The 21,046-nt window shown below is 43.9% G+C and carries 14 protein-coding genes, 1 pseudogene and 1 riboswitch; of the genes and pseudogenes, 5 read left to right on the forward strand and 10 right to left on the reverse strand.

The window, feature by feature from the left end:
* Positions 1-367: 367 nt before the first annotated feature.
* A pseudogene (locus tag AB4493_RS09720) lies at positions 368-508 on the forward strand (MipA/OmpV family protein); the annotation flags it as partial.
* A gap of 108 nt (positions 509-616) precedes the next feature.
* Here AB4493_RS09720 and AB4493_RS09725 read toward each other — a convergent pair.
* From AB4493_RS09725 to AB4493_RS09745, 5 genes are all read right to left on the reverse strand, one after another.
* Entirely contained in the window at positions 617-1,117 is a 501-nt protein-coding gene (locus AB4493_RS09725) for a YfbU family protein (RefSeq protein ID WP_017070032.1), read from the reverse strand.
* 224 nt (positions 1,118-1,341) lie between these two features.
* Positions 1,342-2,082, reverse strand: a complete 741-nt coding sequence (pflA, locus tag AB4493_RS09730) for a pyruvate formate lyase 1-activating protein (RefSeq protein ID WP_010437353.1) — start codon at positions 2,080-2,082, stop codon at positions 1,342-1,344.
* Positions 2,083-2,246: 164 nt separating this feature from the next.
* On the reverse strand, positions 2,247-3,248 hold the full coding sequence (locus tag AB4493_RS09735; RefSeq protein WP_017062129.1) for a lipid A deacylase LpxR family protein: 1,002 nt from the start codon (positions 3,246-3,248) through the stop codon (positions 2,247-2,249).
* A gap of 200 nt (positions 3,249-3,448) precedes the next feature.
* The gene (gene pflB, locus AB4493_RS09740) at positions 3,449-5,725 is read right to left on the reverse strand and encodes a formate C-acetyltransferase (RefSeq protein ID WP_017062127.1); all 2,277 of its coding nucleotides are present in this window, start codon (positions 5,723-5,725) and stop codon (positions 3,449-3,451) included.
* Positions 5,726-6,032: 307 nt separating this feature from the next.
* Positions 6,033-7,574 carry a DUF3360 family protein gene (locus AB4493_RS09745; RefSeq protein WP_017062126.1) on the reverse strand — a complete coding sequence of 514 codons (1,542 nt, stop codon included), beginning with the start codon at positions 7,572-7,574 and terminating at the stop codon, positions 6,033-6,035.
* 791 nt (positions 7,575-8,365) lie between these two features.
* Here AB4493_RS09745 and AB4493_RS09750 point away from each other — a divergent pair.
* From AB4493_RS09750 to AB4493_RS09765, 4 genes are all read left to right on the forward strand, one after another.
* A complete protein-coding gene (locus AB4493_RS09750; RefSeq protein WP_004736532.1) occupies positions 8,366-9,136 on the forward strand; it encodes an ABC transporter ATP-binding protein in 771 nt (256 codons plus the stop codon).
* Positions 9,137-9,273: 137 nt separating this feature from the next.
* Entirely contained in the window at positions 9,274-10,044 is a 771-nt protein-coding gene (locus AB4493_RS09755) for an ABC transporter substrate-binding protein (RefSeq protein ID WP_017062125.1), read from the forward strand.
* Positions 10,045-10,123: 79 nt separating this feature from the next.
* Entirely contained in the window at positions 10,124-10,864 is a 741-nt protein-coding gene (locus AB4493_RS09760; RefSeq protein WP_017062124.1) for an ABC transporter permease, read from the forward strand.
* 2 nt (positions 10,865-10,866) lie between these two features.
* A complete protein-coding gene (locus AB4493_RS09765) occupies positions 10,867-11,544 on the forward strand; it encodes an ABC transporter permease (RefSeq protein ID WP_017062123.1) in 678 nt (225 codons plus the stop codon).
* A gap of 163 nt (positions 11,545-11,707) precedes the next feature.
* Here the strand turns inward: AB4493_RS09765 and AB4493_RS09770 are convergent, their stop codons facing one another.
* From AB4493_RS09770 to AB4493_RS09790, 5 genes are all read right to left on the reverse strand, one after another.
* A complete protein-coding gene (locus tag AB4493_RS09770) occupies positions 11,708-14,578 on the reverse strand; it encodes a hypothetical protein (protein WP_372154921.1) in 2,871 nt (956 codons plus the stop codon).
* Between the two features lie 30 nt (positions 14,579-14,608).
* A riboswitch (cyclic di-GMP riboswitch) is annotated at positions 14,609-14,692 on the reverse strand.
* Positions 14,693-14,704: 12 nt separating this feature from the next.
* Positions 14,705-16,045 (reverse strand): HlyD family type I secretion periplasmic adaptor subunit, encoded by a 1,341-nt coding sequence (locus AB4493_RS09775; RefSeq protein WP_372137717.1) that lies wholly within the window; start codon positions 16,043-16,045, stop codon positions 14,705-14,707.
* Positions 16,038-17,723 (reverse strand): type I secretion system permease/ATPase, encoded by a 1,686-nt coding sequence (locus AB4493_RS09780; RefSeq protein WP_372154922.1) that lies wholly within the window; start codon positions 17,721-17,723, stop codon positions 16,038-16,040. The genes AB4493_RS09775 and AB4493_RS09780 overlap by 8 nt, the downstream gene beginning before the upstream one ends.
* A gap of 156 nt (positions 17,724-17,879) precedes the next feature.
* Entirely contained in the window at positions 17,880-18,686 is an 807-nt protein-coding gene (gene xthA / locus AB4493_RS09785; RefSeq protein ID WP_010437369.1) for an exodeoxyribonuclease III, read from the reverse strand.
* A 169-nt stretch (positions 18,687-18,855) separates the two neighbouring features.
* The gene (locus tag AB4493_RS09790) at positions 18,856-20,946 is read right to left on the reverse strand and encodes a S9 family peptidase (RefSeq protein WP_017065926.1); all 2,091 of its coding nucleotides are present in this window, start codon (positions 20,944-20,946) and stop codon (positions 18,856-18,858) included.
* Positions 20,947-21,046 lie beyond the last annotated feature (100 nt).

Here is a 21,046-nt window from a genome sequence, read left to right on the forward strand (position 1 = left end):
CCTTGTTAACCAGTCAAAACTGACGAGCGATTGAAAAATAGGCTCTCCCTACATTTTAAGGTTAGACCGCTTCCACAATTTTGCTTAACAATTATGTATTTATTTACAATTTTGCGTGTGAAAAACGTGGCGAGCGCAATAGGCAACTTGAGGCGCGTAGAATCAAATTATTTTACATTCGAGGGGATCTGGCCGTTTGTTTTGAGATTTTAGGTCGCTTAACAATACTCACAATGGATTTATGTGCATTAGATGTATAACTGGGCTCTATTGATTTTTGGAATGGAGTACCATATAATGCGCGAAGTTATCAAAAATTGCTCAATAAATAGGTAGATGTAGTGAAGAATAATGGGTTCAAAATAGTGGCTATCTGCATGTTACGCCAAATGTTCGAGTAACTGGTGGCGTTCGTTATACCAACCTTGAAGGTGATATAGAGAATAGCCCAATACTTGAAAGTGGTATCAACATGGCCGCGAACGTTGGTGTTGCTTACGTTTTCTAGTTGCTTTGGTTTTTCTCTTTGTGTGCGAACATTAAAAAAAGGGTTACTCATGATGAGTAACCCTTTTTCTTGAAACTTTTTAAAAGTTATCGCTGATCTATTAACGAATTAAGCGCTAAAGATTTGAGATAGCTCTGTCGCACATAGGTGGTACTGACGAGGGCAGTTGCGCCATGTTGTTAGCATGCGACGGTACTTCTCTAGCATTGGCATCTGGCTATTGAAGTGGTGATCGGCTTTGTCGAATTGAGGGTAAAGACCTTCAGAATCAACAAGGAAACGCACGTAGTGTACGATCTGCGCTTCAGAAGCGATATCAAAACCTAAGAACTGCAGGCGACGTTGGTCTACTTCAGCACGCTCTTGTTCTGCAAGCATTTTGTTCGACTCTTGCATTGCATGGTACATCTCCATGATGTCGATAATTTCGCGACATTCTGCTTCAGTCAAACAACCAAACTCTTTGTTAAGTTCACGCATTTGGAGTTCGTAACCACGTTCTACAATCGTTTGTAGGCGCTGGTATTTCGCCGAGTTCTCAGGGTTCATTTGAGACATTAGGTAGTATTGATTTGATAGAATTAGACGCTGAGCATTGGTCATTTCCATGGGATGAGCCTCACTAAAAAACTAAATGTTATATTCTTTTGTTGCAGTAAGAGTAACAGCATTCCTACGCGTGGAAACATGATCTCAACACGGATTTAATATGATTTTTTTAATTGATAAACAAAAGTTGTAAAGAAAAGTGAAAGGATAGTTAGCGCTAGAAAAGAAAACGCCCCAATCGAAATTGAGGCGTTTAAAATAGAGGTTGAGCATCGTCTGCAGTATTAGTATTTTACGTTTGAATGATACTGGCTAAGAACAGCAACAATCTCATCCATTTTCTCTTTGCTTGGCGGATTTGTACCTTCAAGAGGGTAGTCAAAACCAAGTGCTTCCCACTTATGTGCACCCAGCTTATGGTATGGAAGCAGCTCTACTTTCTCGATGTTATCCATGTCTTTGATGAATTCACCTAGCAGATGAGCATCTTCAGGCGTGTCCGTGTAGCCAGGGACAATCACATAACGAATCCACGTCTTCTTACCGATTTTGTGTAGGTAGCGCGCAAAATCCAGAGTACGTCTGTTTGATACACCAATGAAATCGTGGTGAATCTCATCTCGCATGTGCTTAAGATCCAACATAACTAGATCAGAGGCTTCTAGGACTTCATCAACCACTTCAGTGTGCTTACGAATGTAGCCATTAGTATCAAGACAAGTGTGGATGCCTTCAGCTTGAGCTGCGCGGAAAAAGTCACGAACAAACTCAGGTTGTAGCATCGCTTCACCACCAGAACAGGTGATACCACCGCCCGATGCTTTCATGAAATGACGGTATGATTTTGCTTCGTTGATGATCTCTTCGACCGTTACTTCCTTTCCGTCATGAAGATCCCATGTATCACGGTTATGACAGTACATACAACGCATTAAGCAGCCTTGAAGAAACACAATAAAGCGGATACCAGGGCCATCGACAGTACCACAAGATTCGAATGAGTGAATGCGACCAGTTGTAGACATGAGCTATTCTCGTAGAGGAATTTATACCGTTTATTTTATTACAAAAACGGTACATAAAATAGGGTCAAATGGTAACGAGACCTTTAAAAATAAAGGCAACCACCTGTGAAGATGATTGCCTTTATTAAACTTGAAAAGTAAAGGACGAAAGCCCTTACTGGTGGCTAGAAGAAAGCAAACATTGTGATACCGCCAGTGGTGTACACTGACTCTTTCGCTTCTTCGTAATCCGGTGTTTTTGCGGTTAGCGCGAAAGAGGCACCAACGTATCGGTTATACCAAGCGACACCCAATACAGCAGTTGCTTGAATGTTCTCTAAAGTCACATCGTAGATCGCTGGATCTTCGTTGTTTTTATTAGCGTACTCATCAACACCTGAGCGATCGCCTTCGATAGTCAGGTCGTTGAATCGGTAGCGACCTTCGAGGCCTGCATAGGTAAACCAACCAGCGTTTGATGCGCCGATCATGCCCGGTTTGAATGGGTTTTCTGTGGTGATGTTAGCTGCACCAAAGTTACCGCCTAAGTCTGTACCCCAACGAAACATGAAGCCCGTTGAAATGTCACTTCTAAAGTTACCGACGTTGATTTCAGAAACGTTAGAGATTTCGTAGTCAGTATTCGCAAGAGCTTGATTACGCATTAGGTTGAAATGGCTTAGGTAACCAACGCTTCCCGCCCATTCATCATCGACTTGGTATTCCCAACCCATCGGCTCATCCGACTTAGTGATTGAGTGAACCAGCTTTTGAGCATCTTCAGACAGTGCACGTTCGCCCGTAGTACCAAACGTGATATTAAAACGCTGGGCTTGCTGTGGGTTTAAGCTGATGTAATTGAATTCAGTGTGAAGGTAACCTGCGTATGGGCGATCATTAGGCGATGGCGTTTCTAACTCAATGTCAGAAGGCGTATACATCTTGTGGCCAATGGTGATTTCCCACTTGTCTAGAGAGCTTGCGCCCCAGTAGGAAAGACTCAATGGTTTTACCCAGTTATATGGCGTAATACTTGATGATGTGTAACCCAGAAATAAGCCGTTGGTATAGTCTTGGTCGACACCAAAAATACCATCATTATCTAAAGCAAAAGTTAACGTAGAACGCTCAGAGGCTAAAGATGAGAAAGAGAGAAGAATCAGGGGTAAACAACGCAGGTATTTCATGGAGCAGTTACTCTTAAATTATGAACCGAGATATTACCGTAATTTGACAGAATTTGTGGAAAAAAAGTGAATGGCAGGGTGCTTTTTTGCTCAACCTAACATTTCGCGGGATAGGTGAGTGTAGTGCGATTTATTTCAGATATAAAAAAGCCCCGCACATTGGCGAGGCTAATATTATTTACTGTCTATTGAGCGTGAGCTTATAGAGATTCAGTAAATGTACGTGCGATTACGTCAGCTTGTTGCTCTGCAGTTAGAGAGTTAAAGCGAACAGCGTAACCAGATACACGGATTGTTAGCTGAGGGTATTTCTCAGGGTGCTTAACTGCGTCTTCAAGAGTTTCGCGGTTAAGAACGTTAACGTTAAGGTGTTGACCACCTTCAATGCCAGCTTCGTGGTGGAAGTAACCATCCATTAGGCCTGCAAGGTTAGCACGTTGGCTGTCTTGTTCTTTACCTAGTGCGTTTGGCACGATAGAGAACGTGTAAGAGATACCATCTTGTGCGTCAGCAAACGGTAGTTTACCTACAGACGTTAGTGAAGCTACAGCGCCTTTCTCATCACGACCGTGCATTGGGTTTGCACCAGGAGCGAAAGGAGCGCCAGCACGACGACCGTCTGGAGTGTTACCTGTTTTCTTACCGTAAACCACGTTAGACGTGATAGTAAGAACTGACTGTGTAGGGATAGAGTTACGGTAAGTCTTAAGCTTACGGATCTTGTTCATGAACGTAGAAACTAGTTCACAAGCAATATCATCTACACGAGAGTCGTTATTACCGTATTTAGGGTAATCGCCTTCAATTTCGAAGTCAGTTGCAATGCCATCTTCGTCGCGGATTGGTTTAACAGTCGCGAACTTGATTGCAGACAGTGAGTCAGCTGCAACAGATAGACCAGCAATACCACAAGCCATTGTACGACGAACGTCACGGTCATGAAGAGCCATTAGAGACGCTTCGTAGCTGTACTTGTCGTGCATGTAGTGAATGCTGTTTAGTGCAGTCACGTATTGCTTAGCTAGCCAGTCCATGAAGTGATCTAGACGGTCCATTACTTTATCGTAATCAAGAACAGCGTCAGTCATTGGAGCTTCTTTAGGACCAACTTGCATCTTAAGTTTTTCGTCCACACCGCCGTTGATTGCGTAAAGCATTGTTTTCGCAAGGTTAGCACGAGCACCGAAGAACTGCATTTGCTTACCAACGATCATTGGAGATACACAACAAGCGATAGCGTAATCATCAGACTCAAGGTCAGGACGCATTAGGTCATCATTTTCGTACTGGATAGAAGAAGTATCGATAGATACCTTCGCACAGAAACGTTTGAAGCCGTCAGGTAGTTGCTCAGACCAAAGAACAGTGATGTTTGGCTCTGGAGAAGGACCCATAGTGTATAGAGAGTTTAGGAAACGGAAGTTCGAACGCGTTACTAGCGTACGACCGTCGATACCCATACCACCCATAGACTCTGTTGCCCAGATTGGGTCGCCAGAGAATAGCTCATCGTACTCAGGAGTACGTAGGAAACGAACCATACGCAGCTTCATTACGAAGTGGTCGATCATTTCTTGTGCTTGGTCTTCTGTGATTTTGCCAGCAGCGATATCACGCTCGATGTAGATGTCTAGGAAAGTCGAAGTACGACCTAGAGACATTGCAGCACCGTTTTGAGATTTAACAGCAGCTAGGTAGCCGAAGTAAGTCCACTGGATAGCTTCTTGAGCAGTTTGAGCTGGCTCAGAGATATCGAAACCGTATTTCTCAGCCATTTGCTTGATTTGACCTAGAGCACGATGTTGCTCAGAAATCTCTTCACGCAGTTGCATTGTTTCTGCTAGGTTTTCACCGTTTTCGAATTGCTCTTGAAGAGAAGCAAACTGAGCTTGCTTGTCTTTCATTAGGAAGTCGATACCGTAAAGTGCAACACGACGGTAGTCACCAATGATACGACCACGGCCGTAAGCATCAGGAAGACCAGTCAGAACACCAGACTTACGACATTTTAGGATATCAGGAGTATAGATATCGAAAACGCCAGCGTTGTGTGTTTTACGGTATTCTGAGTAGATTTTTGAAACCATTGGGTCAAGAGTTTCACCGTATGCTTTACAAGAACCTTCAACCATACGTACACCACCGTTAGGGATGATTGCACGTTTTAGTGGCTTCTCAGTTTGTAGACCAACGATAGTCTCAAGATCTTTCTCGATGTAACCTGCATCGTGAGCAGTAATGGTAGAGATAACAGAAGTATCGAAGTCTACAGGTGCTTTAGTTGCGTTTTCCTGTTTGATACCTTCCATTACCGAAGACCAAAGCTTGTTAGTTGCTTCAGTACCCTCAGAAACTAGGAAAGACTCGTCGCCTTCATACGGCGTGTAGTTCTTTTGAATGAAATCACGAACGTTTACTTCGCTTTGCCACTCACCTGCAGCAAAATCTTCCCAAGCTTTAGCAAATTGCTCTGCCATGACATACCTACCTTTTTAGTAGAAAAAATACGTACATTAACACTGTTGAGCCAGCGCCCCTCGTAAGGGTAGTACACTCTTATTAATAACAATATATATGAGCATATAAGCATCATATGGTTATATATATTGTCACTACCTTTTATATGTTGTCTTTACTCTATGTATTCAAGACTACGCTAAAAAATTTCTGCAAACCTTAAACTAAATCAATAAATGCCAAAAAAAGTTGAAAAAATTTGAGTGGCAGGGGTTGCCACCCAAACTTTTTTTTAATCCTAATACTACTTTTGTGTAGTAAGGACTATTATAGCCAAGCTTTTAGACCATACTGACCTTCTAGCATACCAACTGCAAGCATTGCCACTAGACAGATAACTAAAACGCCAACAGGGATAACAATCTTATCTACAAATGATAGACGCTTTGCACGCTCTTTATCACCAATTAGACCATTATTATCAAGAAGCATAGTTAGTGCCCATGCTAATACTGGGTTAACAACCGCTGAACCAAAGATACAGATACCAGCCGCTTGAGAATCTTTTGAATCCTTAACCATTTGCATACCTGCTTCAAGTAGAGGTAGAGATACACCTACAAGTAGCGCAACACGCATCACTGGTGGCCATACTGCTACGTCCATCGGGAAACCAAGAATCGCAACAATAATACACAGAGAACCAAGCAAGATAGCGCCGCCAGGGATTGGACGTTTCGCGATTGCTGCTGGGATCATGTAAGTACCCCAAGAAGATGTGATGTTACCACCACCTACTGCAGTACCGACCATTTGACGAACAGAACACATCGTCATTGTGTCATCTACGTCCATCAGAACTTTTTCAGAACGTTTAGGGTAGTTCAGCTCTTGGAAGATACGGTGACCTAGGAAGTCTGGTGACCACATTGCTACTGCAAGAATAGCGAACGGTAGCGAAGCGATGAAGTGCTCAACGTTTGGCAAGCCAAGCATCCAACCTTCAGAAGTCGAACCCCACCAGTAAACTGGGTTTAGGTTTGGAATGCCCATTTCAGTTTCGAACACGATATCGAAACCAGCGCCTAATGCTAATGCAATAGCAAGGCCTGTAAACGCACAAACTGGAATAGCTAACCAACGCTTGTTCACTTTTGCTAAGAAAGCGTAGATAGCAATAGTAATAGCAAGAACGATAAGACCCACGTAACCCATGCTACCCGCTTCAACAGTAGAAGATTGAAGACCAACCGCCCATGCTTGAATTGAGTTGATTTGGCTCATGGTACCGGTTAAGCCTAAGAATATGAGCAAGCCACCTGCTGTACCTTCAGAAGTTAGGTTAACAAGTTTAGATCCGCCTTTTAGGAAACTTAGGATGAGACCGAACACACCGATCAGGATGGCCAATGCAAGAGGGTGAGCACCAGCGAGAGCGATGGTACCGATAAGAGGGATCATTGGGCCGTGGTTGCCGGCAAGGTTTGCTTTAGGGTTAAAGAAACCAGAAGCAAGGATACAAAACAGTAGTGCAGGAATAAGCATTTCTACACGAGCGACTTCAATTGCGAAGTCTTTACCTAGGTTTACGTGATCCCAAGCTTGAGTTAGGCCATCAGCCCACGACATCATTACTGCAGAGTACATCGCAATGATACCAATAGTACCAGCAAGTGCAGGAACAAGATCTTCAAGTTCAAAGCGGAAGTCACGACCTGGAAGGTTTAAACCGAAGCGGCGAGGCTTCATGATTTGAAGTTCGTGATCTAGATAATCTGAGCGGCTCTCAAATTCAGAAGCAGGACGGTGTAGCTCTTTATAGCTTTTCTCTTCTACTTCAGAGTTCGCATTATTGACAACGTCTGACATAGATTCCTCATATTTTTTGTTAGTAATTCTAAAATTGAATTCTATAAGTTCGCGTAATTGCGTTATTTCTTAGTTATAACTCATTAACATTATGTTGCACGGTTTTGCTGTGCTTTATGCAGCTAAGTTAAAAGAAATGTTTGGCATTTTTAATGCCTTATTCTTTGCTGAGGAGTCTAACAAGCTTACCCTTTAGGGTGATTGATCTTGATCACTTTATGAGTATATGTGAAAGAAAGCTACAAAACGCAGCGATTCATTAACTTCCCATTGATGAATCGTGTAATTAGTTTTCACAAATTGACGTTTACCTATCTTCTTCGAGCCTTTGTCGTCATGGCTCGAGTTCAATACTCAATTCTTACTGAGTTATTTCACTATTACTTGCTTCCCAACTGTTCCGAGTGAAATGCTTACAATGTAATAACCTTAAAATAATTGTGCCTTACGGTGTGTATGTAGTGTTGAGCGTGCAGATTATATTTTGCAGATCTCGGCGTATCTAAGTTCACAAAACTTGTTTTTCTTGTGAGACATCAAGCTACGTGAATCTCATTTTGATTAACTTTATTTAAACAATGTAAGGGGTGTAATTGCAGCTTATTGATAGAACTCATTCATTAAATTGAGGCGAAAACGCTACCTTTTGCATAATAAGTCAGAGTGAATCGCTATTTATACCAATTTATCAGGTTAATAATTTGTTGCATGTTGTTTCGTGTGGTGCTAGTTTGTATCGCATGAAAAGGTCGGAGTACCTTGCATTTTCACAAACTTGGGAGAGAAAGCGCATGAAAGATGTACCAGCGCTGGACATAAAGGATCTACACAAAACGTTTGGTCAAAATGAAGTTTTAAAGGGAATTTCACTTTCTGCGCATAAAGGCGATGTTGTATCGATTATCGGGTCTTCAGGGTCGGGTAAAAGTACTTTCCTTAGATGTATCAACCTTTTAGAGACACCAACTGCAGGCGAGATTTGGGTTAATGGCGAATTAATTCAAATGAAAAACAACCGCCAAGGCGTATCTGTTCCTGCCAACGAAAAACAAGTACAGCGTATCCGTTCACGCTTAGCGATGGTTTTTCAAGGCTTCAATCTTTGGTCTCACCTGACCGTTCTCGAAAATGTTATCGAAGCACCCGTTCACGTATTAGGTGTACCTAAAGCTCAAGCGATTGAAAATGCAGAACTACTACTTAAAAAAGTAGGCTTGTATGAGCGCAAAGATTACTACCCAGGTCATTTATCCGGTGGACAACAACAACGAGCGGCAATTGCTCGAGCGTTAGCGGTTGATCCGGAAGTGATGCTGTTTGATGAGCCAACATCAGCACTTGACCCTGAGTTAGTAGGGGAAGTACTCGGTGTAATGCGAGATCTAGCAGAAGAAGGAAGAACCATGCTTGTGGTAACACATGAAATGGCTTTTGCTCGTGACGTATCAAACCATGTGATGTTCCTGCACCAAGGTCTAGTGGAAGAACAGGGCGATCCAGCTAAACTGTTTACGGAACCTGAATCTGAACGTTTACAACAATTTATCTCATCGATTTACTAATCAGAATTGAAACGCCGTTGCCAACGGTAAACAGCGACGGTGTGAACAATAAAACACAACAAGTAAGTTAATAAGCAACAACAAACACAATATTAAAACTAGCAAAACATAAAAACCTAAATCACAGGAGTAGGGATATGAAAAAGTGGTTATTAGTCGCGGCACTTGCTGCAACTGCTGCAACGGGCGTAGCTCAAGCAAAAGAATGGAAAACAGTACGCTTTGGTATTGAAGGTGCTTACCCTCCATTTAGCTGGACAGAAGCTGACGGGTCACTGAAAGGCTTCGATGTCGATATGGCTAACGCACTTTGTACTGAAATGCAGGTGCAGTGTAAGATCGTTGCACAAGACTGGGATGGTATCATTCCTTCTCTACTTGCTCGTAAATATGATGCGATCATCGCGGCAATGTCTATCACGGAAGAGCGTAAGAAAAAAATCGACTTCACTGGTAAATACGCACTTATCCCAAACAAGTTCATCGCTAAGAAAGGTGCAGGCCTTAACTTTGATGATCTAAGCGGTCAAAAGATTGCAGTTCAACGTGCAACAACTCACGATAAATACCTAACAGACAACTACGGCGATACAGTAGAGATCGTTCGTTACGGTTCATTCGACGAAGCTTACCTTGATCTAGCAAACGGTCGTGTTGCTGCTGTACTAGGTGATGCATCTGCTCTAGAAGAAGGCGTGCTGAACAAAGCTGGTGGTGAAGACTACGAGTTTGTTGGCCCCTCTCTAACGGATCCTAAGTGGTTCGGTGAAGGTATGGGTATTGCTGTTCGTAAGCAAGACAAAGATCTGACTAAGCAATTAGATGCGGCAATCCTTTCACTACGTGAAAAAGGCATCTACCAAGATATCGCGGCTAAATACTTCAACTACGACGTATACGGTCAGTAATCTTTAGCGTCAATTCTTAAGGGAGAGGTTCTCCTCTCCCTGTCTTACCAACTTTTTCGCAGTTCTGTTGGAATCCATTATGTTTGATTTACAAGGATATGAAGCGTCGATCCTGAAAGGGGCGGTGCTCACAATCGAAGTTGCCTTGCTGTCGCTAATTTTAGCTATGGTTCTTGGTATGCTAGGTGCCTTAGCAAAACTCGCGCCTTATCGCTGGGCTCGTGCTATTGCAACCCTCTACACAACCGTCATTCGAGGCATTCCAGATCTCGTACTGATGATGCTGATTTTCTTTGGTGGACAAATCCTTTTAAACAACAGTTTGTATTCCATCAACGAGTGGCTCAACGAGTGGTTTGCATCCAGTGATCCTAACCACGAATGGACCGCTTACTTACCTGATTATATTGATGTCAGCCCATTTGTTGCTGGTGTCTTAACCATAGGCTTTATTTTCGGTGCCTATATGGCAGAAACGTTCCGTGGTGCCATCATGGCTGTCGACAGCGGTGAAATGGAAGCGGCAAAAGCTTATGGTATGAGCCCTGTAAAGGCGTTTCACCGCATACTGCTACCGCAGATGATTCGTCACGCATTACCGGGTTTTGGGAATAACTGGCTGGTATTACTTAAAACCACTGCGCTGGTTTCGATTATTGGCCTAGAAGACATGGTACGTGTTAGTGCACTGGCGGCGGGTTCAACCAAAATGCCATTCACTTTCTACATGACTGTGGCGATTATCTTCTTATTCTTCACCAGTGTTTCAACGGGCTTACTTAAGCTGGTTGAACGTAAATTCAGTATCCACGCGAGGTAGTTATGGACTTTTCATTGATAATTGAAAGCCTGCCGATTTACCTTGGTGGTTTATGGACAACGGCTTGGATGGTTTGCGTTGCTTTGATCATTGGCTTATTCGTCGCCATACCACTAGCTATCGCTCGTAACAGTCCAAATATGCTGATTAATGCTCCGGCTTGGTCATTCATCTATTTCTTCCGTGGTACGCCATTACTGGTTCAGCTGTACCTGATTTACTACGGTATGGACCAATTCTTCCCAGTGAAAGACACATTATGGGAAAACGCGTGGTTCTGTGCTTTGGTGGCATTCATTCTTAACACGTCAGCTTATACTGCTGAGATCATTCGCGGTGCGATTAATGGCTTACCGAAAGGTGAAGTGGAAGCAGCAAAAGCTTACGGCATGAGCACACCTAAGACTTACCGTCGTATCATCTTACCAAGTGCTCTACGTCGTGCATTACCGGCTTACAGTAACGAAGTTATCTTCATGCTTCACGGCTCTGCGGTAGCTGGTATCGTAACCATTATGGATCTAACCGGTGCAGCTCGTTTGGTTAACTCTCGTTACTATGCCCCATTCGAGTCTTTCCTAACGGCAGGTCTGTTCTACATGGCACTAACGTTCATCATCATCGCGATTTTCAAATTCGCAGAGAAGCGTTTCCTTGCTTATCTAAGACCCCTTAGCTAATTGCACGGTATTCACACAGTTAACAAAACGGCGCTCATTGAGCGCCGTTCTTATTTAGGGTTTGTATAGGAATTAGTTGAGTAGCTCTTTGAAGCAAAAAGGACTTATTACACAAGCAATAAGTCCTTTAACTTTGTTTCTGATTTACTAGTTCAAAAAGCAATTAAACTTCATTTACGCCAATGAAATCACCATCAAAGGATGCATCAGTGTAGATGATGACTTCTTTGCCTCCTTTGGTGAAGCTATAAGCGGTAATCGTTTCAGTTCCATCGAGTCCAAGTTTATCTTGCATATCTTGGTCTAGCGTCACTGATGTTGCGGTTTGGTATTGGAATCCTTGAAGATGACTTGCGTCGATATCTTCAATTCCTAAAGCAAAGAATTCAGCAACTTGGTCGTCGTTCTTTGCTCTATTACCATCAAGGTCATGGTTTTGATTGAAGGTTTTACCTAGAGAAATAGTCAGTTTGTCATTAGCTGAGTCTCCCCCTATGACTGCTTCAAACCCATTGATGTTTGACCCCTTCGACATGTCGATATCGACACCACCAGGGTCATTGGCGACCAGTACATCGAACCCTTTACCACCATGAATTAGAGTATCCTCTGCATCAAAGGCTACTGTATCGTTGCCTTTACCAGCACGGATTTCGTCTGCACCACCACCACCAATGATGATGTCATCGCCTTTACCGCCTTTGATATGGTCGATTCCGTCTCCGCCATCAAGCCAATCATCGCCTTTACCACCAAACAATTGCTCTGGTTGGTCGTCGATTTCAACGGTGGTTACCACATCATCGAAGTCACCATCACCGCCAGGGTTGTCATTCCAGAACTGATTTCCGAGTTCTGTACCCGGATTGAAGTTGTTAATGCCGCTAACATCTAAGGTAAGGTTGCCGTTACTACCGACTAAATCTTGTACGCCCAGCAAGAAGGGGTGGTCACTATTGTTAGAGCTGGTCGCTTGTTGAGTGTTTAAGTCAATTGCGATACTTTCGCCTGAGACGAAACCGTCATTCCCGCCATCTGGGATAATGAAGAACCCGAGCGTATCAACGCAATCATCACAGTGCCCCAAATCGAGACTAAAGCTGTTGCCAGCTTCAGAGTTTGGAAGGTGATCTTTCACATTCCCCCAAATGACTTCAGCGTTTACATTGCCTTCACTGTCTTTTGTGAAGTAACCAAACGAATTTTCGAAGCCCGCTTCGGTGCCTTCCATAGTGACGTCAATAGTCCCTCTGAAGCTACTTACATCGTAGTAACCCGTCTCAGGATCGAGTTCAGGTATGCCACCTTTGGCGTTGTCACCACCAAGAATGACATCGTCCCCACGACCACCGCGCAATATATCGGTTCCGTCACCCGTTAGGCCATCGGTGGTAACAGAAGTGACGTAGTAGTCACTTGAATCGGCATTAGCGTCTCCGTTTTTGTCAAATGCAGGACCAACGGCAGTAAACTGAAGTTCATCAAAGGCTTTAAAGCCAGTCTCATCAGGACCGATGTTTAGATAACCGCTGTTGTTATTGCCATCCGCTAAATCGCTCGCAATGAAATCGCCCTCAGCGACCAGAATACCTTCTCGATATGCTGCCCAATGGCCAGCCTCATCTACGCCATTGTCGCCTTCATTTAAGTAGAGGTTGGATATACCGACTTTAGCAATCATTGTATGTTCGTCTAAGCTGACAGAAAACATCTCTGATGCACCTTCACCAGAACCGCCGTCGTAGCTGAAGCCAATTTGAGCAAGCACGCCAGCCTCTGCTGCGCCATCTACCCCATAACCTGTACCGCCAGAACTTGCATTACCTGTATCAACGGTACCGACAGATCCATCAGCGTTGTAGGCGGTTGAATTTGCTGATAGGTCGACGGATGTCGTTGGCTCCGCTAATTCAAACTCGCCGGTTCCTTCGTTAAACGACAGCGCTTCAAAGTTATCGCCGATAATTACGTCATTCCCTTTACCGCCTCGAATCAAGTCGTTCCCAGCGGCGCCTTCATTTGCAGCGTCTGGCCCGTTATCACCAATGAGCACATCGTTATGCAGTACCTGCTTCAATGACACATTATCAATCAGAGCCCCAAAGGTGTCTTCTGCGCCGTCGGCAATAAAATTGAGTGAGTAATTTCCTGAAGAGAGATCGACATCTTCGCTAAACAGATCCCAATCATCATCGACGCCGTCAATGTCTTGGAAAGACTTCTCGAATACAACGTCGGTGCCCGCCATTATTTGGACTGTGAAAGGAGCGGTGGTGCTATCGCCTCCTTTATTACGGAAAGCGTAGGAAAAATCGAGTTGATATATACCGTCGTCATCGACCGTAAATGTTTGGGAGACGGTTGAATTTGAATTCGCGCCATGCGAGTCTAATTCTAGGAAGTGACCACTGGCGATATCAGTCCCGTAACCATCAGCTGGGACACCGCCATGCAGTTGTTCTTGAATCTCGATACTGCCAACCTCGGCGTTCCATGCACCGGCGCTTGGCGCTGTTCCCCATGTATTGCCAAGGTCAAAAGCTTCAAAATCACCATCGCTGATTAGGTTTTCGCCAAATTCTGCACCAGCGCCTCTGTCACCATAAATAATGTCATTGTTCGCACCGCCTTCAACATAATCATCACCGGCACCTGCAACCACAATGTCGTCAACACACTCTTCTCCTAGCGCTTCTAAATCTTTATCGCGTGCCGCGCTTAAATCGCGGTTAACGCCGGCTTCATCACCAGCATTGAGCGAATGATTCCAAGCTTCAACCACATCGTTTCCGGCACCTGCTTTAATTGTGTCCGATCCACGTCCAGCAGCGATAAAGTCATCGCCGCTGCCGGCATGCACAATGTCGTCGCCTTTACCGGCTCGTACTTCGAGGTTATCGCCGCTGAGGTTAGAAAGGTCATTGTTGACATCTCTAGATTCTGGGGTGGGGAGGTTAGGACCATCTACTAGTATATTGGTATCATTGCTACCATTACTTTTCAGTCCTGCTGCTGTATTGGTTACTTCTGCCATCGTTTTTTCCTCACATATCATTCGATACATAGAGGCAGCCCAGCCATCTCGGCTTCATCCCTGAGATCTGGAGCTTTCCGTCCTCACCTCACGATGAGTTTGGCTTTATCTTCTTTGTGCGCTTGGTTAAATTTCTCTCATTGCCTTATAGGCGCTCACAGAGAGTGGGTTGAGTAGATACTCGAGCGGTGTTTGTTGCTCAAGTAATATCATCACTTCTGCGGGCATGCCCGGATACAATGAGATGTTTTCTAATGCTTCTAGCTCAGACTTATCTAACGATACTCTCGCTAAGTAAGCAGAAGATCCTGTAGCTTGATCGCTAATGCGGTCAGCCGAAATATGGACTAATTTTCCACGAATCGGTGGTGTTTTACGGAAACTGTATGCAGTCAGTCTTACTTGGGTATCCAAGCCAATTCGTAAGGCTTCGATGTCTTCTGGCTTCACTAACGCTTCTACAATCAACTCGTCATTTTGCGGAACCAATTCCATCAAGGTTTCACCGGGTGGAACGATGGCATTTTCGGAGACCACATTAAGTCCAACCACCACACCACTTTGAGGTGCTCTTATTTCAACCCGGGTAAGAATATCTTGAGCATTGACCATAGCCTCTCTGGTTTCATTCAGCTTTCTTTCTAAATCTTGTATCTCTTCGCCGAGCGTTTTGGCGTAAGTATAATCGGCGTTAATCAGCTCCAATTTCGCTTCGGCGATGGTGCGTTTGGCGTGGCCAATCCTAGCTTTGAGGTCAGCAACGTTACCTTGTAATTGAGAGCGTTCTCGCTGTAAATCCAATAACCGAGATTTGGATGTGTTACCGGAAACAAGCAAATCTTGGTGCATTTGTACCTGTTCTTCTAAATACTTCAGGCTTCGGTTTCCGGCTAAGAATCGTTGTTGGAAGCCTTGCAGATCAAGTTTTGATTGCTCGACTTTTTGCTGTAACACATCGGATTCACCTGATTTTAACGATTGTCTTTTGCTGAAAAGCTTACTCTGCGTATCAAGTAAGCTTGATACGTTTGGGTCGCTCATGAGGGAGAGTAATCTCATATCAAATTTAATTTCTTGATGGCTCGCTAACTCTGATTGTAAGCGGTTCAGCCGCGCTAAATCACTTTGCCACTGAGCTCTTAGCCTTAGAAGCGATGCTTGAGCTTGTGTGTGACTTAACGTGATGAGTAGTTCGCCTTTTTGAACATGATCGCCGTCAGAAACATGGACGATTTCTACAATCCCGCCCTCTAAATGTTGAATGGGTTTTCGCTTTGATTCTACGATAATCACGCCAGGCGCGATGGCAGCAGAAGAAAGCGGGGCTAGGTATGCCCAAGCGGCAAAGCCTCCTAGAGTAGTCACAAGAACTAACCAGATGAACACCTGTATTTTGAATGTAGAAAAGATCAGTTTTCTACCATCGTCGAAGTGAATACCTTTGTCGTCATGATGAATACTAGCCATTCGACACCTCCGAGGAAGCGACATTGAAGAGCGACCGGACAACTTTACTCGCTTCGCCTGCTTGCGTTATCTGGCCGTTTTTCAATTCAACAACCCAATCGACATGTCTGAGTAAGCTTGGGTTATGCGTTACCATCACGACAGAAATGGATTTCTCTTTCGCCAATTGTAATAGCGAAACAAGAAACTCTTCGCCTTCTTTGTCGAGATGGGAATCAGGCTCATCAAGCACGAGTAGCTTAGGTGAGAAAACCAATGCTCTTGCGATGGCAAGTTTCTGGGCTTGTCCACCAGATAACTGATGACCAAAAGAGCCGATAATCGTTTCATATCCATTCGGTAAGGCGACAACAGCATCATGCACACCGGCTTGAATAGCGGATCTGACGATTTGGCTATCCGTAACGTTGGAATCAAATCGGGCGATATTTTGTTTGACAGTGCCATGTAAAAAGTCGATGTGCTGAGGAACATAACCGACGGTGTGTTTGAACTGATTCAGATTCCACAACTCAACATTGAGTCCATCGATAGAAATGCCACCTTTTGAGGGCGATATGCCGTTAGTGATCATTTTGCAGATGGAAGACTTACCTGACCCGCTAGGGCCTATCAATGCGACTCGATTTCCTGATTCCAGTCTTAGCTTCAAACCATTAAGAGTCGGCTTGTTAAGTTTTTCAGACGCGAACCATGTGACGTTGTCGATGACCAGATCACCTTTAATTGTTTCCAACTCGGTTCGCTCGGTATGTTTAGTATGAGAAGCAAATTCCTTAGCTAAGCGTTTGTTTGCATCCAAACCAGTTTTCCATGCTTGAATACCACTAGAGAGCATCTCAATTGGCTGGAGTGCTCTCGCCATTAGGATTGAACCCGCAATCATTCCACCAGCAGACATGGCATTTTGAATGACTAGACTTGCTCCGACAGCCATGATGATGAGTTGAAGGACCATACGTATGTAACGAGAAAATGCACTCAGTGAACAGGTGGCTTGATCTAAATGGCTTCGAGACCAGCTCTTCTCCGCCAATATTTCTTGGTAGGTCTGACTTAAACCTTGTTGTTGATGTTGGCTAAAGATCGTGGCGTGTTTTTGAAAGCACTCGTCGTTTTTTCTTTGTGTTGCGAGCTGGCTTAAGTAAGTGGTTTTAAAGTGCTTAGATTTAACCCAATGAGAAAGCAATGTTGTCATGAGAATAAAAACAACGGCACCCACACCGACTAATCCTATATATGGATGAATCGCAAACATAATAATAAGAAAAAGGGGAGTGAATGGCAGATCAAACATGACAAAGTAGGCTGGAGAAGAGAGTAGGCTCTTTACCTCACTTATATCGTTGAACAGATGTTTTTCTTTTGATTTCGATGAGAAGGAGGTTTGTTCAAATAGCTGCTGAGACGTGATAAATTCAAATTTGATCGCTTTCTTTTGTGCATACTTGGCTCTAGACGCGTCAAGGAACGCTTGGGCTGTAAGTAGGAACACAGCAATGAAAGCCAAGAATAGAAGCGTATCTAAACTTTGACTTGAGAGGACTCGATCAAACACTTGAAGGCTGAATAAGGGAACGACTAACATCAATACGCTGATCGCTCCGCTGACCACCATCATCGGAAGTAAACTACGCAGATTAATTGGATTTATACCGGCCCAAGGCTTTGCGTCCATACAAAACTCTCTCCATTGGTTGTCCAAATAGTATAGATGGGCAGTGGCGAGAATGTGAACTATCTCAAGCTTTTTGAGTGGATTTGAGCTAAGTAAAAAAAATGCACAAGCTAAACAAAAGCTTGTGCATTTTTGATTTGAAATTTAATTTGGATTTTATTTAAACGTCGACCAAATCGGAGCGTGATCTGACGGTTTTTCAATGCCGCGTAGCTCGTAATCGATGCCAGCTTCAGTACACTTATCGGCAAGCTTTTGAGTCGCTAGGACTACATCAATACGCAGGCCGCGGTTGTCTACGAAGCCTTTTGAGCGGTAATCAAACCACGAGTATTGATCATTCACTTCAGGGTGCAGCAAGCGGAAGCTGTCTACAAAGCCCCAGTCCATCAATGTTTTCAACCATTCTCGCTCTTCTGGTTGGAAAGAGCATTTACCTGTTTTTAACCAACGTTTCGCATTAGGTTCACCAATGCCGATGTCTGCGTCGATAGGGCTGATATTAATGTCGCCCATCACAATCACTTGCTCATCTTTGTTGTGATAATCGTTTAAGTAAGTCATTAAGTCTTTATAGAACTGGCGTTTGTACGGGTACTTTGTTTCATGCTTGATGTTATCCCCTTGAGGGAAGTAGCCATTTAGCACGGTAACCTTTTCACCATTTTCATCTTCAAACGTCGCCATGATCATGCGTTTTTGATGGTCTTCATTATCTGTTGGGAAACCCTTCTGCACAGAAATAGGCTCTTGCTTACACAACATTGCCACACCGTAGTGGGCTTTTTGACCGTGGAAGTAAACCTTATAGCCCATTGCTTCAACATCAGCAATTGGGAAGGCTTCATCGTGCACTTTTATCTCTTGCAGACCAATCACGTCGGGTTGGTGTTTGTCGATAATAGCTTGCAGTTGGTGAAGGCGGGCTCTAAGACCGTTGATGTTGAAGCTAATTACTTTCATTTGTTTTTATACCTCTCGTAAACCTTTGTCACTGCTTGTTTTTAAAGGTTTTTGATTTGGTGGATTTCATGGTTCATCGTATTTAACCATGCTTAATAATTTCTGTCGCCACTTTGTAGAGACAAAATGGCGACATTAAATGATGTGAATACTTACAGTTACGTAGAATCTATTGAGTCTTAAGTAAATCCAAAAAGAACGCGTATTCAAGTGCGTCTTCTTTTAATCGTTTAAATCGGCCAGAAGCGCCACCGTGACCGGCTTCCATATCGGTTTTGAACAGCAATACGTTGTTGTCTGTTTTCATTTCACGCAGCTTCGCAACCCATTTCATTGGCTCAAAGTACTGCACCTGTGAGTCATGCAGGCCTGTCGTTACCAACATGTTCGGGTAGTTTTGTACCTTAATGTTGTCGTACGGTGAGTACCCCAGCATGTAATCGTAGTAGGCTTTATCGTTCGGGTTACCCCATTCGTCATACTCATTGGTGGTTAGAGGGATCGATTCATCGAGCATGGTTGTCACAATGTCTACAAACGGAACATGTGCACCAATACCACGGTACAGTTCTGGTGCTTGGTTGATGATTGCTCCCATCAATAGACCGCCAGCAGACCCCCCAACGGCGAACACTTTATCTTTCGCGCCGTAGCCTTCTTCAACAAGCTCTTTGGTTACATCAATAAAGTCGTTGAACGTGTTTTGTTTGGTCAGTTTTTTGCCATCTTCATACCAAGGGCGACCAAGCATTTCTGAACCGCGGACATGTGCGATGGCATAAACAAAACCTCTATCCAGTAGGCTTAGGCGAGTTGAGCTGAAGGTAGGTTCAATCGTAGAGCCGTAAGACCCATAGCCGTATTGGTAGATTGGGTTAGTGCCGTCTTTCTTAAATAAGTCTTTACGATAAACCAAAGAGACAGGAACTTGCTTACCATCGCGAGCCGTAATCATGATTCGCTCTGATTGGTAGTTATCCGCTTCGAAATCACCTAATACGGGTGTTTGCTTCATGAGTTCGGATTCACCTGTACTTAGGTCGAAATCATAGTAAGTACCTGGCGTGGTTAAGCTGCTGTAATAGATACGAACTTTTGCGTTATCTAATTCATAGTTACTCGTTAGGTAAGCGGCAAATGCGGTGTCGTTAAATTCAAGTGGAAACTCGTGGCCTGTTGAGAGTTGGCGAACTTTCACTGTAGACAAGCCATCCGCGCGTTGCTCGTAGACAAGATGGTCATCAAACAACTCGAAATCTACAAGCTGAGTATTATCGTCTGCTGGGATGACATCGACCCATTTTGAGCGATCATGCATCTCTTCGGTTGTGACTTTCATTAAACGGAAGTTGACCGCTTGGTAGTTGGTGTAGATGTAATACCAATCACCTAGCTTAGCGATGCTGTACTCTATGCCGGTCTCTTTTGGGTAGAAAGCCTCAGCTGTAGCCTTTGGGTTGTTGGCATCGATGACTGAGACACCGCTGGTTTCTGTGCTCGAATGCCAAATGTAGACCTGTTCTCCATCTTTGCTTTTACTCAAAGAGGTGTAGTAAGCGCTATCGGCTTCTTCGTAGATTAACTGATCGCTTGCCTGAGCTGTGCCTAACACGTGGCGGTAAACTTGATAACCCAGCAATGTTTGTGGATTTTTTTTGATGTAGTAGAAGGCTTGGTTGTCGTTTTGCCACGCGATAGCACTTGAAGCGCCTTCAATTTCATCTTTTAGGTATTCACCTGTTGTGAGGTCTTTGATCTTGATGGTGTAAATGCGGCGGCTTAGCGTATCTTCGCCATAGGCCAACAAGTTTTCGTCTGGGCTGATCGTTAAGCCACCAATACTGAAGAATTCATGCTCTTTTGCTAGCTCGTTTACATCTAAGATGACTTGCTTGTCTGTGCCTAAAAAGTTTTTTTCACGCAGGTGAACTGGGTATTCGTTGTCGCCTGTCACCTTATTCGAGTAGTAGTAACTGCCTTTGCGAACCGGTACCGAATTGTCGTCTTTCGCGATTCGGCCTTTAATCTCTTCAAATAATTGTTTTTGTGCTGCTTCTGTATGTTTCAACACCGTATCTGCGTACTGATTCTCTTGCTCAAGTTGTTGCAATATCTCTGGATCTTGGCGTGCATCATCGCGCATCCAATAGTAATCATCGATTCGGGTTTCACCATGAATCGTCATTGCGTGAGGGACTTTCTTAGCAACGGGTGCTTGGGTTTGTTGAGCGACGAGTTGTGATTGAGAGTAGTGGTTCATGGTTGAGATTCCTTGATTGCTGCATCCGGCGAAAAGCGCTATTGATACGGCTAATGTGGTTAAAGCGATACGCATCTATATATCCTTAGTGTGCACCTTA

The organism is Vibrio sp. 10N.222.55.A1 (assembly GCF_041473835.1).
In the GTDB taxonomy this organism is placed as follows: domain Bacteria; phylum Pseudomonadota; class Gammaproteobacteria; order Enterobacterales; family Vibrionaceae; genus Vibrio; species Vibrio crassostreae_C.

Bases quoted from the DNA above. Each gene is read 5' to 3' on its own strand.
- AB4493_RS09725 (WP_017070032.1), bottom strand. From the start codon at position 1,117: ATGGAAATGACCAATGCTCAGCGTCTAATTCTATCAAATCAATACTAC.
- pflA (WP_010437353.1), bottom strand. From the start codon at position 2,082: ATGTCTACAACTGGTCGCATTCACTCATTCGAATCTTGTGGTACTGTC.
- AB4493_RS09735 (WP_017062129.1), bottom strand. From the start codon at position 3,248: ATGAAATACCTGCGTTGTTTACCCCTGATTCTTCTCTCTTTCTCATCT.
- pflB (WP_017062127.1), bottom strand. From the start codon at position 5,725: ATGGCAGAGCAATTTGCTAAAGCTTGGGAAGATTTTGCTGCAGGTGAG.
- AB4493_RS09745 (WP_017062126.1), bottom strand. From the start codon at position 7,574: ATGTCAGACGTTGTCAATAATGCGAACTCTGAAGTAGAAGAGAAAAGC.
- AB4493_RS09750 (WP_004736532.1), top strand. From the start codon at position 8,366: ATGAAAGATGTACCAGCGCTGGACATAAAGGATCTACACAAAACGTTT.
- AB4493_RS09755 (WP_017062125.1), top strand. From the start codon at position 9,274: ATGAAAAAGTGGTTATTAGTCGCGGCACTTGCTGCAACTGCTGCAACG.
- AB4493_RS09760 (WP_017062124.1), top strand. From the start codon at position 10,124: ATGTTTGATTTACAAGGATATGAAGCGTCGATCCTGAAAGGGGCGGTG.
- AB4493_RS09765 (WP_017062123.1), top strand. From the start codon at position 10,867: ATGGACTTTTCATTGATAATTGAAAGCCTGCCGATTTACCTTGGTGGT.
- AB4493_RS09770 (WP_372154921.1), bottom strand. From the start codon at position 14,578: ATGGCAGAAGTAACCAATACAGCAGCAGGACTGAAAAGTAATGGTAGC.
- AB4493_RS09775 (WP_372137717.1), bottom strand. From the start codon at position 16,045: ATGGCTAGTATTCATCATGACGACAAAGGTATTCACTTCGACGATGGT.
- AB4493_RS09780 (WP_372154922.1), bottom strand. From the start codon at position 17,723: ATGGACGCAAAGCCTTGGGCCGGTATAAATCCAATTAATCTGCGTAGT.
- xthA (WP_010437369.1), bottom strand. From the start codon at position 18,686: ATGAAAGTAATTAGCTTCAACATCAACGGTCTTAGAGCCCGCCTTCAC.
- AB4493_RS09790 (WP_017065926.1), bottom strand. From the start codon at position 20,946: ATGAACCACTACTCTCAATCACAACTCGTCGCTCAACAAACCCAAGCA.